This window comes from Pseudomonas sp. GL93 (assembly GCF_003408955.1).
GTDB classification, from domain to species: domain Bacteria; phylum Pseudomonadota; class Gammaproteobacteria; order Pseudomonadales; family Pseudomonadaceae; genus Aquipseudomonas; species Aquipseudomonas paracarnis.
Window position 1 is genome coordinate 65,252 of sequence record NZ_NKRF01000002.1, and the last position, 13,678, is coordinate 78,929.

The window sequence follows — 13,678 nt, forward strand, 5'->3', positions numbered from 1 at the left end:
GCGATGGCGTCAGTGGCCTCACCGAAGAGTCGAACGCTCAACGATCAAATCAACGATCTGCTTGATGGTCGTGATGTGATCCCAATCCTGCTGCGTCGCTTGCAGCTTGAACTGCCACTTGATCTGCATGACAAAGCAGGTCAGGTCGTCATCAATGATGTCGAAATCATGGATGAAATCGGTTTGCTCCGTCACTTTGCTTCGGTCGATAAAACCGATGATATCGACGAACAGCTGGATCACTTTTTCAGCGACTTCGGCTCTGCTCAGATTACCTTCCATTCCTCGCCTCATAGGCACACTTACCAATACTGACTAGGTCAAAGACTGCAAGCCCGGCAGCAACGAAGGGTATGCCTCGCCCGATGATGCCAAATACCCGGACCGTGCCAAACGTTGCTTTTGCCATTCTGGCCATGGTGGGTTGCCTGATCAATGTACGAGGGAAAAAGCGCATTCCGATCAGGCTAGCCAGGTTCGTGGTTTTGCTGGAGCCGACGTGAACCCAAGCACCCACCGCAATTTTGCTTATCGGTATACCCGCCGCACCAGTGATCACTGTGGCTGCCGTGAGGCCGTAGTGTTGCTGTGTACATTTCCAGAGTTCATCAAACGTCGTATCGGGCACAGTGGGGTCAGCGTGAATCGGCTTGAGTAACTGGTAATAAGGGCCATGACTCCAACCTGGCGAACTCGGCAACACCATGACTGCCGGACAGCTTGTCATCGTGTTCCCCACATGAAACGCCATGCTTGAACTGGAACCCAGATCAATGCCATTTGATTCGAGTTCCAACTTGCTTCGCATGATCGCTGTATGAAGGTCGCTTTCCTGCATGACTGTAATCCCTGTGCATGAGTGACAGACGGGATGGTAGGTCGCAGTAAGACGCGATAGAGGAGTAAAGAGGAAAACCAGAAAGGTCCTAGGTCATAGCCGGATTTGGCCTACCGACCATTCAGAGCCCAGGTGAAAGAGACCTCAAAACCCCAGTGTTTCATTGGCCAGCACAAGCGCCCTACATCTCAACGCCCATTTTTTATGGCGGCGTTCATCTGTTATGGCGGCTGTGCGCTGGAGACCTTCGGGTCTGCCGGGTTTCCTTTGCCCCGGTCTTGCACACCTGCGTACAGCTGCCACCTATTCGCGTGCAAGCGAGTGGTCATGGCTTCTTTTTCTCAAAGGAGTTTCACCATGGTCAAAGTCACCCCCGATCCACCCAAGTCCAAAACCGACTTCCTCAGCGAAGACGCCCTGCTCCACCGTCGTGCCATCGACTACTACCTCAAGGCATCCGCCCCGGATGCGCCGATCTTTATCCTGAATGACAACCTGAGCTTCGAAGACGCCCTGGCCCATGCGGCGGAGTTGTTGCATTGCGCGGTGGAGACGGCCCATGCGTCAGGCGAGGTGATGAAGGCGCCGCAGCGGGCGGTGATGCATTTGGTGGAGATGGCGAAAGGCGTGGTGGACCAGGCGCTGGAGTGCGCACAGCCTCGATAGGCGACGCATAACCCCTGTGGGAGCCGGGCTTGCCCGCGATAGCGGAGGGCCAGGCAATAAATGGCTGGCTGATACACCGCTATCGCAGGCAAGCCAGCTCCCACATTGGAACTCCAGTGTTCTTGAGGTAGTAGCCGGATCAGAACCCGCGCTGTTTGCTGATCGTTCCCACGCTCTGCGTGGGAATGCCGCCCTGGACGCTCTGCGTCCGCTCTTAAAGTCGTGACGCGGAGCGTCACCAGATGCATGCCCACGCAGAGCGTGGGGACGATCAGCGCCTGGCCTTAAAACCCGCGATGTTTCTTCAGGTGTTCATTGATCTTCGCGGCCGGCACTTTCTGCAAGATGCACAGCAAGTCATGGGACAGTTCGCGCAGGCCGTGGGTCTGGCGCAGTTCCTGGGCCAGGTGCGCCGTGAGGTTGGCGGCCATTTCCGCATCCGCCAGCGCCCGGTGAGCCTGGCCGGTGTGGGGCAGTTTGGCGTAGGTGTTGAGGGTGCCGAGCTTGTGGTTGGGCGCCGCCGGCATGAGGCGGCGGGCCAGGAGCAGGGAGCAGGCGAATTTCTGCAGGCGGGTGCGGCGGATCAGGCCCAGTTCGAAGTCCCAGAACTTCTGGTCGAACGCGGCGTTGTGCGCCATCAAGGGCGTGGTGCCGACGAACTCATTGACTTCGTTCATCACCCGTTCAGCCGGTGGCGCGCTGCGCAGCATGGCGTTGCTGATGCCGGTGAGTTGTTCGATAAACGCCGGTACACGCACGCCGGCGTTCATCAGGCTCTGGTAGCGGTCCACGATTTGCCCGCGCTCGAGGATGACCACGCCAATCTCCGTGGCCCGGCAGTGGCTGCTGGGGGTGATGCCGGTGGTTTCAAAGTCGATGACCGCTATACGTTCCAAACCTGTTCCAACTCCGTTCTACGATCTATTTGAGCAACAACGCGCCTTCGATCGGCACGTAGTGGCTGGCGGCGCGTATCAATGAGTTGGCCGTCAGCCCCGGCACGCCGTAGGCCACGGCCCGCACGCCATGCTTGTGGATGATGCGTTCGAGCAACATGTCGAAGTCACCGTCACCGGAGGCCAGCACGACTTCGTCGACATGGTCGGCGGCGTCCATGATGTCCAGGGTGATGCCCACGTCCCAGTCGCCCTTGGCCGAGCCGTCGCTGCGCTGGATGTACGGCTTGAGTTTTACCGTGAACCCCAGGTTGCGCAGGATCTGCTGGAACTGCTGCTGCTTGCTGTCGCCGCGGTCGATGGCATAGGCGTACGCCTCGACAATCTGCCCGCGCGCGCTGATGTCAGCCCACAGGGCGGCGTAGTTGAAGTGGCAACCATAGGCCTGGCGCACGGTGTAGTAGAGGTTTTGCACATCGGCGAACACTGCAATTTTTTTCACCGCACTTCCTCATGGACAGCCAGGCGCCAGCGCCCGGAAAGGGCGCCAGTATGCCAGCCAAGGGAGCGTTTCCGGGAAAAAATCAGACCGGAGCGCCGTGGCGCCCCGGGCCTGGTGGGTCAGACGAAAGAATCGTCGTCGCCAAAGGATGAGGAATCGTCCGAAAAATCGCTGTCGGCATTGTTGCCGCCCCAGCTGTCATTACCGGCGAACTGCTGGTCATCGTTGCCCCAGTTGCCTTGATCGCTGGCCGGTGCCGGTTGTTCGATGATCTCTTCCACCACCTGGGGCTGCGCGTTGTGATGGAACAGGCTGCTGATCCCTTCAGCCAGCAACACACCACCGGCCACGCCGGCGGCGGTCTTCATGGCGCCACCGAGGAAGCCGCTGCCCACGGGTGCGCCAGCCGGTGCTTGCGGCGGCTGATAGTTTTGCTGCGGTGCTGGCTGGTTGAAAGACGGCCGTGCCGGCTCACGCCAGCCCCCACCGGAGTTGTTCGGCGCAGGCTGGGGCTCGCGGGAGCTACCGCCAAAGATGCTCGACAAAAACCCACCACCACTGGCCGGCGCCGGTTGCGCCGACTTGGCCCGCTGCAGTTCGTCCTGCAATTGCTGGATCTGTTGCGCCTGTTGCTTGTTCTGCGCATCCAGAGCCTGGAGCGCATGTTCCTGCACCAGCAATGACTGGGTCATGTAGTACCCGGCGGCCGGCTGGCGAGTCATGTGCTCCTTGATCCGCGCTTCGGCCTGGGCGTCGCGGGGGGCTGAGTCCGTTTCGGCTTGTTGCAACCGTGAAAACAGTCCATCGATCAGGGTTTGCTCTTCGCTGTTCATGGCGACCTCGTTAGATTGCCGATAAAAAATTCCGGTCCCGCCTGTGATCAGGCCGGGTGCCTTCCAGTTATGGGGATGTTACGAGTTGTTTCAATGGTCTTTACTCAAGGTTTACGTTTGCGCCCCTTTGGACCCTGATCGGTTAAAGTGTGGCCCTCTGCTTCCAGGCCTGTGATGACCCTGATGAATCCGTTAGACGTTTTGCGCGACTCCCTCCGCTTTACCCAGCGCAACCTGGGTGCCATCGTCCAGCTGTGCCTGCCATTGGTGATCCTCGAAGCCTTGCTGCAACAGGTGCTGGACCACACGCTGGGCCCGGATGCGTTTCCCGGCTACAGCGTGGTCGTGGGTTTGTTGGTGTATCCGCTGTACACCGGCGCCCTGATCCTGTTTCTCGACGCCCGCACCCGAGGCGAGTCGCCGCGCACCAAGGACGTATGGGCCATGGCCTTGAGCCTGTGGCCGCGTTTCGCCCTGCTGACGGCCATGAGCACCTTGCTGATTCTGCTGGGGCTGTCGCTGTATTTCCTGCCGGGCTTATGGCTGATGGTGGTGCTGGCGTTTGCCGAATACCTGCTGGTGCTGCGCGGTATGCCGGCGTTGGCGGCGATGAAGGAAAGCTTTCGCCTGACCCGCGGGCATTTCTGGCGCATCCTGGTGTGCCTGCTGTGCGTAATGACGCCGCTGTGGCTGCTCAAGGGCGCCAGCGTGGCGGCGTACCCTGAGCCGGCGCCGTTGCTGGGGCTGCTGATGGACAGCGCCCACAGCTTCCTGCAACTGTTCACCAGCGTGGTGCTGTTCCGTTTATTCATGCTGATCGGTGGCGACGCCGACGTGCGGTGATATGCTCCGTGGCTCTTCTGACACGCATATAAGCCGAGCCGATGACCCGTTTATTGCGCATCACCCTGTTGAGCCTGTTGATCATCGCCGGCCTGCTGGCCGCGCTGATCTACAGCCTGACCTGGCGCCCTGCCGACAAAGAAACCCTGCCCGTCAACTGCGTGGCACCCCGCGCCCCGACGCTGTTGCCGGGACAGGCGCTCAAGGTCATGACCTGGAATGTGCAATACCTGGCCGGCAAGAACTACGTGTTCTGGTACGACACCCCGGACGGCAGCGGCCCGGACGATCGCCCTACTGTCGAAGACATGGCCTTCAGCCTCGACGAAGTGGCTCGGGTGATCCGCGACGAACAACCCGACATCCTGCTGTTGCAGGAGCTCGACGAAGGCGCCAAACCGTCCCACTATCAGGACCAGCTTGCGCTGTTGCAGGAGCGTCTGGTTGACCTCTACCCGTGCAGCGCCCAGGCCTTCGACTGGAAAGCCGACTTTGTGCCCAGCCTGCATATCTTCGGTAGCGTCGGGCGCAAGCTGGCGACACTCAGCCGCTACCAGATCGAGCACGCCGAGCGCCTGCAATTGCCGACCGCCGATGCCAACGTCATCAGCCGCCAGTTCCAACCCAAGCCAGCTCTGCTGCTGACATATCTGCCCTTGAGCGATGGCGGCCAACTGGCGGTGCTCAACACCCGCCTGGACGGCGCTGCACCTGGGCGCAGCGCGGTGCAGGAGCAAGTGGCAAGCACGGTAAAACTGCTGGATAAACTCGAAGGTCGCGGCACCCCCTGGTTGATTGGCGGGGATTTCAACCTGCTGCCACTGGGCCAGTTCCTGCGCCTGGACGCGGGCAAGCGTGGCCAGTATTCGCCGGACAGTGAGTTGCATCTGCTGTGGGACAAATACCCGATGATCCCCAGCAACAGCCAATCCAGTGGCATCGACCGTGAGAAATGGCTGACGCACTTCCCCAACGACCCAAGCCTTGATGGCCCGGACCGCACCCTGGATTACCTGTTCTACAGCTCGCGGATCAAACGCGTGGAAGCGAAGGTGCGGCAGGAAGATACGTTGCGTATTTCCAACCACCTGCCGGTGATCGCCCGCTTCCTGCTGCCTGCCGCACAATAACCCCTAGGGTTTCAACGCCTGGGCCCGCAGCGGCTCAAGCCACTCAAGGCTTTCAACCGTGGTGCCGGATGGGCGGTACTCACAGCCGATCCATCCTCGGTAGCCACGCTGCTCCAGCGCCGCGAACAAGGCGGCAAAGTCCATGGTCCCGGTGCCCGGCTCATGACGCCCCGGGTTGTCGGCGATTTGTACATGGACGGTCCTGTCGTAAAACTGCGCCAGTACCCCGGCTGCGTCGCCGGTCAAAAGCTGGGCATGGTAAAGATCCAGAATCAGCCCGACACTCGTAAAGGTTTCCAGCACCTGTTGCGCCTTGCTGAAGTCAGACATGTAATAGCCGGGCATCGCCTGCGGGCAGATCACTTCAATAAGCGTGCGCAAACCCTGATCTTCGAGGTACTTGACCGCGTATTCCAGGTTACTTGCGTAGGCCGGCGCGCTCTCATCCTGGGGTGTGGTCACGCCAGACATGATGTGCACATCCGAGCAGTTCAGCGCCTTCGCATAGCGGGCCGCCTCGCGCAGCCCATCACGAAATTCCTGCTCCTTGCCCTGCAAGGCAGCGATGCCTTTGGTAACACCTGCCGGCGCTGCAAACTGAATCAACGGCAGGTTGTATTGAGCCAGGTGATCGGCGAGCAGGCTGGCGTCAAATTCATAGGGCGATGGGAACTCCACCGCCCTGAAACCGGCAGCGGCGGCGGCTTCGATGCGTTGCAGAAAAGGCAATTCGTTGAATTGGAAGCCGAGGTGAGCATTGAATTTGAGCATTGGGTACATATCCATCCTGGGAAAAAACGAAATCATCAGCCTTGGGTATCATTGGCGGCCAAATCCTTGGTTCCGAGCGTTCAGGTAATGATCCCAGCCTGCGAAAAGGCTGGGAATGACTTGAACACTCAGGGTTTTCTGGGCTTGATCCTGGCCGTTGCCTGCGCCACCAAAGGGTCATCCGGCCAGTAATGCTTCGGATACCGCCCCTTCAAATCCTTCTTCACCTCGGCGTAGGTACTGCGCCAGAAGTTCGCCAGATCCTGCGTCACCTGCACCGGCCGCCGCGCCGGGGACAACAGGTGCAGCTTCACGGCCAGGCGCCCGCCGGCGATACGCGGGGTGTCTGCCAGCCCAAACAATTCCTGCAAGCGCACCGCGAGGATCGGCGGCTGCTCGCTGTAGTCCAGGCGTACCGATGACCCCGACGGCACTTTCACATGCTGCGGCGCCAGTTCTTCCAGGCGTTGGGGCAATGGCCAGGGCAGCAGGTTGTGCAGGTAGCTGGAGATATCCAGGTTGGCGAAATGACTCAGGCGCGAGACTTTGCCCAGATAGGGCATCAGCCAGTGTTCCAGGCTGGCGAGCAGGGCTTTGTCGCTGAGGTCGGGCCACTCGCTGGTGTTGCCGGCATCCAGTTGGCGCAGCAGCATCACACGGGCTTGCCATTGACGCAGTTCCGGGGTCCAGGGCAGTAGTTCCAGGCCTTTGCGGCGCACCAGGTTGACCAGCGCCTGGCTGCGGGCGGACTCGTCGAGGCCAGTCAAGGGTTCACGGCTGAGCACCAGCTCACCGACTTTGCGTTGGCGCTCGGCACGCAATACGCCTTCGCGTTCGTCCCAGTCGAGTTGGTCGACGTTGCGCACTTGCTCGGCGAGCACCGTGTCGAACAACGCCGGATCAAAATCCGCCGCCAGGTAGATGCGCTCTTCGCGTTGGCCCTGGCGGCTGCCAAGGTCAGCGATCACCAGCCAGGGTTGTTTCATCAGGCTGTCAGCCTCGGCGAACAGCGCCGCGCGGCCGTTGGCCAGGCGATACTCGGCACCACCGGCGCGACGTTGCTGGGCAACGCGGTCCGGGTAGGCCAGTGCCAGCAAGGCGCCGAGCCAGCGCGGGTGGTCGGGGTTGTCCACCGGCTGGGTCGCCTTGCCGCGCAGGTAGCCACGGTATTGCCGGGCCAGTTGCTTGGCGCGCTGCACGCCACCTTGGGTACCGCGCGCACGTTCTTCACCGGACATCAGCGCCAGGCGGCTATGCAAATCGGCACCACCGCCGCGCAGGATATCGCGCTCGCCCAACAGCGCTGCCACGTCACAGGCGGTGGCGGCCAACCCCAGGTCCTGGCCACGCAATAACAGGTGGGCAATACGCGGGTGGGCGGGCAACTCGGCCATCTTCTGGCCATGGGCGGTGAGGGTTTCTTCGTTCAAGGCGCCGAGGCGTTGCAGCAGCTCCTGGGCCTGGGCATACGCGGCGGTGGGCGGCACATCCAGCCACACTAACTGACTGGGTGTCACGCCCCAGCGCGCCAGTTGCAAAGCCAACCCGGCCAGATCAGCCGCGAGAATTTCCGCACTGCCATAGGCGGCCAAACCGTCATGCTGGTCTTCGGACCACAACCGATAACACACGCCTGGCTCCAACCGCCCTGCCCGACCGGCGCGCTGGGTGGCGCTGGCGCGGGAGATGCGCTGGGTGTCGAGGCGGGTCATGCCGCTGCCGGGGTCGAAACGCGGCACCCGCGCCAGCCCGGCGTCGATCACCACGCGCACGCCGTTGATGGTCAGGCTGGTCTCGGCGATGTTGGTGGCCAGCACCACTTTGCGCTTGCCGGCCGGCGCCGGGTCGATGGCGGCGCGCTGGGCGTTGAGGTCCAGCTCGCCATGCAGGGGGCACAACAGCACCTCAGGACTATCACCCAGGGCGTCGGTCAATTGCTGGTTGACCCGGCGAATCTCCGCTTGCCCCGGCAAAAACACGAGCACGCTGCCGGTCTCGTCATGCAGGGCTTCGAGGATGGTTTGCACCACGCGCGGCTCGATAAACGCCCCAGCCTGGTACGGCCGGCCCCAGCGCATCTGCACCGGGAACATGCGCCCTTCACTGCGCAGAATCGGCGCGTCATCCAGCAAGCCCGCCAGGCGCTCGCCTTCGAGTGTGGCGGACATCAGCAGGATCTTCAGCGGCTGCTCGTCGCGAAACAGCTCGCGGCCGTTAAGGCTCAGGGCCAGCGCCAGGTCGGCGTCGAGGCTGCGCTCGTGGAATTCGTCGAAGATCAACAGGCCCACGCCGTCCAGCGCCGGGTCGTCCTGCAGGCGGCGGGTGAGGATACCTTCGGTGACGACCTCGATGCGCGTGTTGGGGCCGACTTTACTGTCCAACCGAATGCGGTAGCCCACGGTTTCACCGACCTTTTCACCCAGCTCACTGGCCAGCCGCTCGGCAGCAGCACGGGCAGCCAGGCGCCGGGGTTCGAGCATCAGGATGGTTTGCCCGGCGAGCCAGGGCTCATGCAACAAAGCCAAGGGCACCCGCGTGGTTTTACCGGCGCCGGGGGGCGCTTCCAGCACGGCTTCATGGCGATGCGCCAAGGCGTCACGCAGGGCGGGTAAAACATCATCGATCGGCAACGAATTCATACTGGCTCCAAAGCAGAGCGGCGAGTATAACGGCGAACTGCCGGATGCCGATGCGGGTCTCAAAAACAGCCACTCTTGGGACTGGGAATGCAGTCAAAGACGGGAGCTGGCTTGCCTGCGATAGCGGTGTGACAGTTGCCGCTGTATTTCCCGAACCGTCGCAATCGCAGGCAAGCCAGCTCCCACATTGGTTCATCGGCGTCTGGCCGATCTGGCTTATAGTCACCCTTAAATCTGTTCAGGAGACTTTTTCATGCGTATCGCTTCCCGTGTCATCGGCGGTGTCCTCGCCGTTACCCTGCTGAGCCAACTCACCGCCTGCGGGTCGATTTTCTACCCCGACCGCCGTGGCCAGATCGACGGCAAGATCGACCCGACCATCGCGGTACTTGATGCCCTCGGCCTGTTGTTTTATGTGATCCCCGGCCTGATCGCCTTCGGTGTCGACTTCGCCACGGGCGCCATTTACTTCGAACCGGGCAAGACCGCTCAGGTCGCCCCCGAGAAACTGCACGAAGCCATCGGCGCCGACGGCACGGTCGATAACGCCAAGCTGCAAAGCATCATCCAGAAAGAAACCGGCCGCACCTTGCCGCTGGACGACCCACGCCTGATCCAGTTCAAGGGCAGCGTGCAGCAACTGGCGGCCCTGGGCCTGCAGCCTGCCGCGTAAGGACTGCTCATGACCAGCAGCCCCGAACACGCAAGGCTTCTGCGCCTGGCCACCCGCGCCTCGGTGGGCGTGGCCTGTGTGTTGATTGTGACCAAGGCCATCGCCTGGTGGCTCAGCGGCTCGGTGAGCATGCTCGCCGGGTTGACCGACTCACTGCTCGACGGCGTCACTTCGCTGTTGAATTTGCTGGCAGTGCATTACGCCCTGCGCCCGGCCGACGATGATCACCGGTACGGGCATGGCAAGGCGGAGTCGCTGGCGGGGATGGCGCAGGCCTTGTTTATCGCCGGCAGTGCGGTGCTGATTGCGCTCCAGGCGTATGAACGGCTCAAGCACCCAGAGCCTGTTGGCGCACCGTGGTTGAGTATCGGCGTGATTATCTTGTCGCTGGCGCTGACCGTGGCCCTGCTGATGCTGCAACACCGCGTGGTGCGCGAGACCGGCTCCAACGCGGTGCGTGCCGACTCGCTGCATTACCGCTCAGACTTGCTGCTCAATGGCAGCATCCTGATTGCGCTGGTGTTGGCAGGTTTTGGCTTTCATCAGGTTGATGCCTGGTTTGGCCTGGGGATCGCCGCCTACATTCTGTGGAGCGCGATCCAGATCGCCAGGGAAAGCTTTGCGGTGTTGATGGACGAAGAGCTACCGCCGGATGTCAGCCAGCACATGCTGGAACTGGCCCGCGGCGTGCCCGGCGTACTGGGTGCCCACGACTTGCGCACGCGGGTTTCCGGCAACCACTGGTTTGTGCAGTTGCACTTGGAGTTACCGGGGGAATTGACCCTGTCGGTGGCCCACGGCATCAGCGACCAGGCCGCCGATGCCATTCACCGGGAATACCCGAAAGCCGAAGTGCTGGTGCACGCCGACCCACGGGAAGTGGTCACCGGCAACAAAACCTAGTACTGCACCTGATACCCGCGACTGCCCAGGCAGTTGCCCTGGGCCTGGCGGTAGGTTTGCACCACTGCCGGGTCGGGTGCGTAAGTCACGGTGCGGGGGTCGAAGCCACTTTGCTGCACCGCCCAGCGATAACAGTCGTAGCCGTCCTGCTGTACCTGGGCTGGCGATTGGCCGTTGGCCGGGTAAGCCACCACGTCATAACCGTTGCCTTGAGGCGTCGGCGGGGGTGATGGCACCTGCGTCGGTGGTTGTACCACCACGTATTGCTGGGTGCTTTGCTCGTAGGCGTAATAGGCGCCTGCGGCGAGGAACAACAGCGAGCCGCCTACCCACACTTCACGCGCGTAGTCCGGCAGGTAATGCACGCGAATGCCATAGGGCGGCGTCACCACTACGTAGCGAGGGCCTTGGGGCCGGTACCAGTAGCCACCCGAGAAGAAGTAATCCTGGCCACGGTAAGGCACGCGGTAATTGCGGTCGGGGAAACGGTCGATGACATAACCAGGGCGATGCTGCGGGCCTGGCCCCCAGCCATTGCCATGCCCGTCGGGGCGGCCTGGCCAGCGGTTATCACCGGGGCGATCGTTACCCGGACGCGAACCGGGGCCGCCGGCCTCCCAATGCCGATTGTCATCGGGGCGTCTGGGAATATCACGGTAATAACCCTGGCGCGGTTCCTGGGTCTGGCGCACGGTATCGGGCCGGGCCTGGATCGGCAGGTTATTGGAGGGTTGCGGTTGCGGTGCCGGTCGCCCCGGTTCATGACCTTGCGGACGACCTTGCCATTGGCCGCCCTCATGCTGGCCGCCACGCTCACCCTGCGGGTTTTGTGGGCGTGGCTGATTGTGCTCAGGCCGTTGCCCCTGGCCCGGTGAGTTATCGCGTTCGTCGGCCATCGCCTGGGAGCCGACGCTGACCACCAGCAAACCAACACCTGCCATACGCCAGATGCGCTTCATGCTTTTCCTCACTGCGGATTGGGGCTTGATCATGAGACTGGAAAAGCCTCACCCGGTTCTGAGACAGGTTATCAGTCACGAGAACTATTTTCTGAAGGCAAAACGCGCACAAAGAAAAAGGGGTGACCCGTCGGCCACCCCTTGAGAATTTCGTCCTGGCTCAACGCTTTTGACGTTGGCTCACCTCACGCCGTCTTGTGGACAGTGTGCAGCCTGGAGGCCGGCTCAACCCTGCTGGGGCGGCGGCCGCAACGGGCCTGATTGGGCGCGTTGCTGTGGACTGTTGTCCAGGCGGTGATTCTGTTGGTAATCATAGGCGTGCCGGGCGGACAGATGATTGCGAAGATTGCGTCAATAAACAGTGCTTGCGCAATTTTTAACCCTTCATGGATAATTCACCGCAATAGTTACGACAAAGGCCAACCCAATGAGCAAGCTTGACCGATACGACCTGAGTATTCTGGCGGAATTGCAGCGCGACGCGAGGATCTCCAACCAGGAGCTGGCCGAACGCATCGGTCTGTCGCCTTCGCCCTGCTCACGCCGGGTCAAGCAATTGGAAGACGACGGCTACATCGCCCGCCAGGTCGCCCTGCTCGACCGCAAGATGCTCGGCCTGAGCCTCACTGCTTATGTATTGATCGGCATGGACCGTCACACGCCGGAACGCTTCGAGAATTTCGAAGCCGCCATCCGCACCCTGCCGCAAGTGCTGGAGTGCAGTTTGGTGACCGGGATGGATGCGGACTATCAACTGAAGGTGGTGGTGCCGGACATGGATCACTATCAGAAATTGCTGCTGGGGCACCTGACCCGCATTGAAGGGGTGACCAGCGTGCGGTCAAGCTTTGTGCTGAACCAGGTGCTCAACAGCACCGAACTGCCCCTGACCCACCTGCGCACCTGAGAGAAACGATGTTCAACTGTAGGAGCGAGCTTGCTCGCGAAAAACGTTAACGATAACGCGTGCTTGCTGAATGGACGCGGCGCCTGTGAGTTTTTCGCGAGCAAGCTCGCTCCTACAATGGCATCAGGGCAAGTCCCCTCCCACAGTTTGACCGTGCAGGACTCAGGTCAATGTTGCGTCTGTAACGCTGCCGTATACTGCTCGCTTGTCTTGTCGGAAGAGCCCCATGAACAACATCGATCCCGCCCTGTTTGAAGAATGGATGATGACCGGCCTGGTCACTATCCTGATCATTTTCATGGGCTTCATCGTCTGGGACCTGGCAAAGAAATCCAAGGCCGGGCGCTTTGGTTCGTTCATCCTGTTTTTCGTGCTGGGCCTGGGTGTGGCCGCGTTCATCATCAAGAGCGTGGTGATCGGCCTGATTGAATCCGGCGCCTTATAAGCGCGCCGGCACTGCCTTCCACTGGCCCTGATCCAGGCCGTCGATCGACCACTCACCAATACGCACGCGCACCAGGCGCAGTGTGGGCAAGCCGACTGCCGCGGTCATGCGCCGTACCTGGCGGTTACGCCCTTCGCGAATCACCAATTCCAGCCAATGAGTGGGCACGCTTTTACGAAAACGCACCGGCGGGTTGCGCGGCCATAATGCTGGCTCATCCAGTTGCCGCGCCTCGGCCGGCAAGGTCATGCCGTCGTTGAGCTCCACGCCTTCGCGCAGGCGTTGCAGCTGTTCTTCGGTGGGCTCACCTTCTACCTGCACCCAGTAGGTTTTCGCCAGCTTGTGCTTGGGGTCGGCAATCCGCGCCTGGAGCTGACCATCGTTGGTCAACAGCAGCAGGCCCTCGCTGTCCCGGTCCAGGCGCCCTGCCGGGTAAATGCCGGGGATATCAATAAAATCCTTGAGGGTCGCGCGCCCGCCTTCATCGCTGAACTGGGTCAGCACGTCGAAAGGTTTATTGAACAGGATCAACTTCGGCTCGGCCGGAGGCGCCTTGGCAACGCGGCGAGCGGCAGAGTGCGGTGGTTTCACGCCAGGGCGGCGCGAATCGGGACGGCTGGGACGGGACATGGCAAAGGAACATCTAACGGTCAGGACCGACAATGCTAGTGGC

The 13,678-nt window shown here is 61.5% G+C and carries 16 protein-coding genes; 7 read left to right on the forward strand and 9 right to left on the reverse strand.

The window, feature by feature from the left end; all coding sequences use genetic code 11:
• Nucleotides 1-18: 18 nt before the first annotated feature.
• Both CER19_RS00345 and CER19_RS00350 read right to left on the reverse strand, forming a co-directional pair.
• A complete protein-coding gene (locus tag CER19_RS00345) occupies nucleotides 19-282 on the reverse strand; it encodes an acyl carrier protein (RefSeq protein WP_116664982.1) in 264 nt (87 codons plus the stop codon).
• The gene (locus tag CER19_RS00350) at nucleotides 272-838 is read right to left on the reverse strand and encodes a hypothetical protein (RefSeq protein WP_116664983.1); all 567 of its coding nucleotides are present in this window, start codon (nucleotides 836-838) and stop codon (nucleotides 272-274) included. The genes CER19_RS00345 and CER19_RS00350 overlap by 11 nt, the downstream gene beginning before the upstream one ends.
• Nucleotides 839-1,195: 357 nt before the next feature.
• Here CER19_RS00350 and CER19_RS00355 point away from each other — a divergent pair, with 357 nt between their 5' ends.
• Nucleotides 1,196-1,504 carry a DUF6124 family protein gene (locus tag CER19_RS00355; RefSeq protein WP_116664984.1) on the forward strand — a complete coding sequence of 103 codons (309 nt, stop codon included), beginning with the start codon at nucleotides 1,196-1,198 and terminating at the stop codon, nucleotides 1,502-1,504.
• A gap of 284 nt (nucleotides 1,505-1,788) precedes the next feature.
• Here CER19_RS00355 and CER19_RS00360 read toward each other — a convergent pair whose 3' ends face one another.
• From CER19_RS00360 to CER19_RS00370, 3 genes are all read right to left on the reverse strand, one after another.
• Nucleotides 1,789-2,400, reverse strand: a complete 612-nt coding sequence (locus CER19_RS00360) for a PolC-type DNA polymerase III (protein WP_116664985.1) — start codon at nucleotides 2,398-2,400, stop codon at nucleotides 1,789-1,791.
• 25 nt (nucleotides 2,401-2,425) lie between these two features.
• Entirely contained in the window at nucleotides 2,426-2,902 is a 477-nt protein-coding gene (locus CER19_RS00365) for an NYN domain-containing protein (protein ID WP_003194396.1), read from the reverse strand.
• A gap of 119 nt (nucleotides 2,903-3,021) precedes the next feature.
• A complete protein-coding gene (locus CER19_RS00370; protein ID WP_116664986.1) occupies nucleotides 3,022-3,735 on the reverse strand; it encodes a DUF2076 domain-containing protein in 714 nt (237 codons plus the stop codon).
• 183 nt (nucleotides 3,736-3,918) lie between these two features.
• Here CER19_RS00370 and CER19_RS00375 point away from each other — a divergent pair, with 183 nt between their 5' ends.
• Complete coding sequence (locus CER19_RS00375) at nucleotides 3,919-4,578, forward strand: YciC family protein (protein ID WP_116665159.1); 660 nt, start codon at nucleotides 3,919-3,921, stop codon at nucleotides 4,576-4,578.
• Between the two features lie 41 nt (nucleotides 4,579-4,619).
• Entirely contained in the window at nucleotides 4,620-5,708 is a 1,089-nt protein-coding gene (locus CER19_RS00380) for an endonuclease/exonuclease/phosphatase family protein (RefSeq protein WP_116664987.1), read from the forward strand.
• 3 nt (nucleotides 5,709-5,711) lie between these two features.
• Here CER19_RS00380 and CER19_RS00385 read toward each other — a convergent pair whose 3' ends face one another.
• Nucleotides 5,712-6,479 carry a hydroxypyruvate isomerase family protein gene (locus CER19_RS00385; protein ID WP_116664988.1) on the reverse strand — a complete coding sequence of 256 codons (768 nt, stop codon included), beginning with the start codon at nucleotides 6,477-6,479 and terminating at the stop codon, nucleotides 5,712-5,714.
• Between the two features lie 128 nt (nucleotides 6,480-6,607).
• Nucleotides 6,608-9,118: an ATP-dependent helicase HrpB gene (hrpB, locus tag CER19_RS00390; RefSeq protein ID WP_116664989.1), complete on the reverse strand. Its 2,511-nt coding sequence runs from the start codon at nucleotides 9,116-9,118 to the stop codon at nucleotides 6,608-6,610.
• Between the two features lie 253 nt (nucleotides 9,119-9,371).
• On the opposite strand from hrpB, the gene CER19_RS00395 reads away from it, so the two are divergent.
• Together CER19_RS00395 and CER19_RS00400 are read left to right on the forward strand one after the other, a co-directional pair.
• Nucleotides 9,372-9,791, forward strand: a complete 420-nt coding sequence (locus tag CER19_RS00395; protein ID WP_003194410.1) for a hypothetical protein — start codon at nucleotides 9,372-9,374, stop codon at nucleotides 9,789-9,791.
• Between the two features lie 9 nt (nucleotides 9,792-9,800).
• A complete protein-coding gene (locus CER19_RS00400; protein WP_034133765.1) occupies nucleotides 9,801-10,694 on the forward strand; it encodes a cation diffusion facilitator family transporter in 894 nt (297 codons plus the stop codon).
• Here CER19_RS00400 and CER19_RS00405 read toward each other — a convergent pair.
• Nucleotides 10,691-11,653, reverse strand: a complete 963-nt coding sequence (locus CER19_RS00405; protein ID WP_116664990.1) for a DUF6515 family protein — start codon at nucleotides 11,651-11,653, stop codon at nucleotides 10,691-10,693. The genes CER19_RS00400 and CER19_RS00405 overlap by 4 nt on opposite strands.
• A gap of 427 nt (nucleotides 11,654-12,080) precedes the next feature.
• Between CER19_RS00405 and CER19_RS00410 the strand changes: the two genes are divergently transcribed.
• Nucleotides 12,081-12,560, forward strand: coding sequence for an Lrp/AsnC family transcriptional regulator (locus CER19_RS00410; RefSeq protein ID WP_003194418.1), 480 nt, complete (start codon nucleotides 12,081-12,083; stop codon nucleotides 12,558-12,560).
• A 235-nt stretch (nucleotides 12,561-12,795) separates the two neighbouring features.
• Nucleotides 12,796-13,005 (forward strand): DUF2788 domain-containing protein, encoded by a 210-nt coding sequence (locus tag CER19_RS00420; RefSeq protein ID WP_025999909.1) that lies wholly within the window; start codon nucleotides 12,796-12,798, stop codon nucleotides 13,003-13,005.
• On the opposite strand, the gene CER19_RS00425 is transcribed toward CER19_RS00420, so the two are convergent.
• Nucleotides 13,000-13,635 (reverse strand): pseudouridine synthase, encoded by a 636-nt coding sequence (locus CER19_RS00425; RefSeq protein ID WP_105228631.1) that lies wholly within the window; start codon nucleotides 13,633-13,635, stop codon nucleotides 13,000-13,002. The genes CER19_RS00420 and CER19_RS00425 overlap by 6 nt on opposite strands.
• Nucleotides 13,636-13,678: the final 43 nt, after the last annotated feature.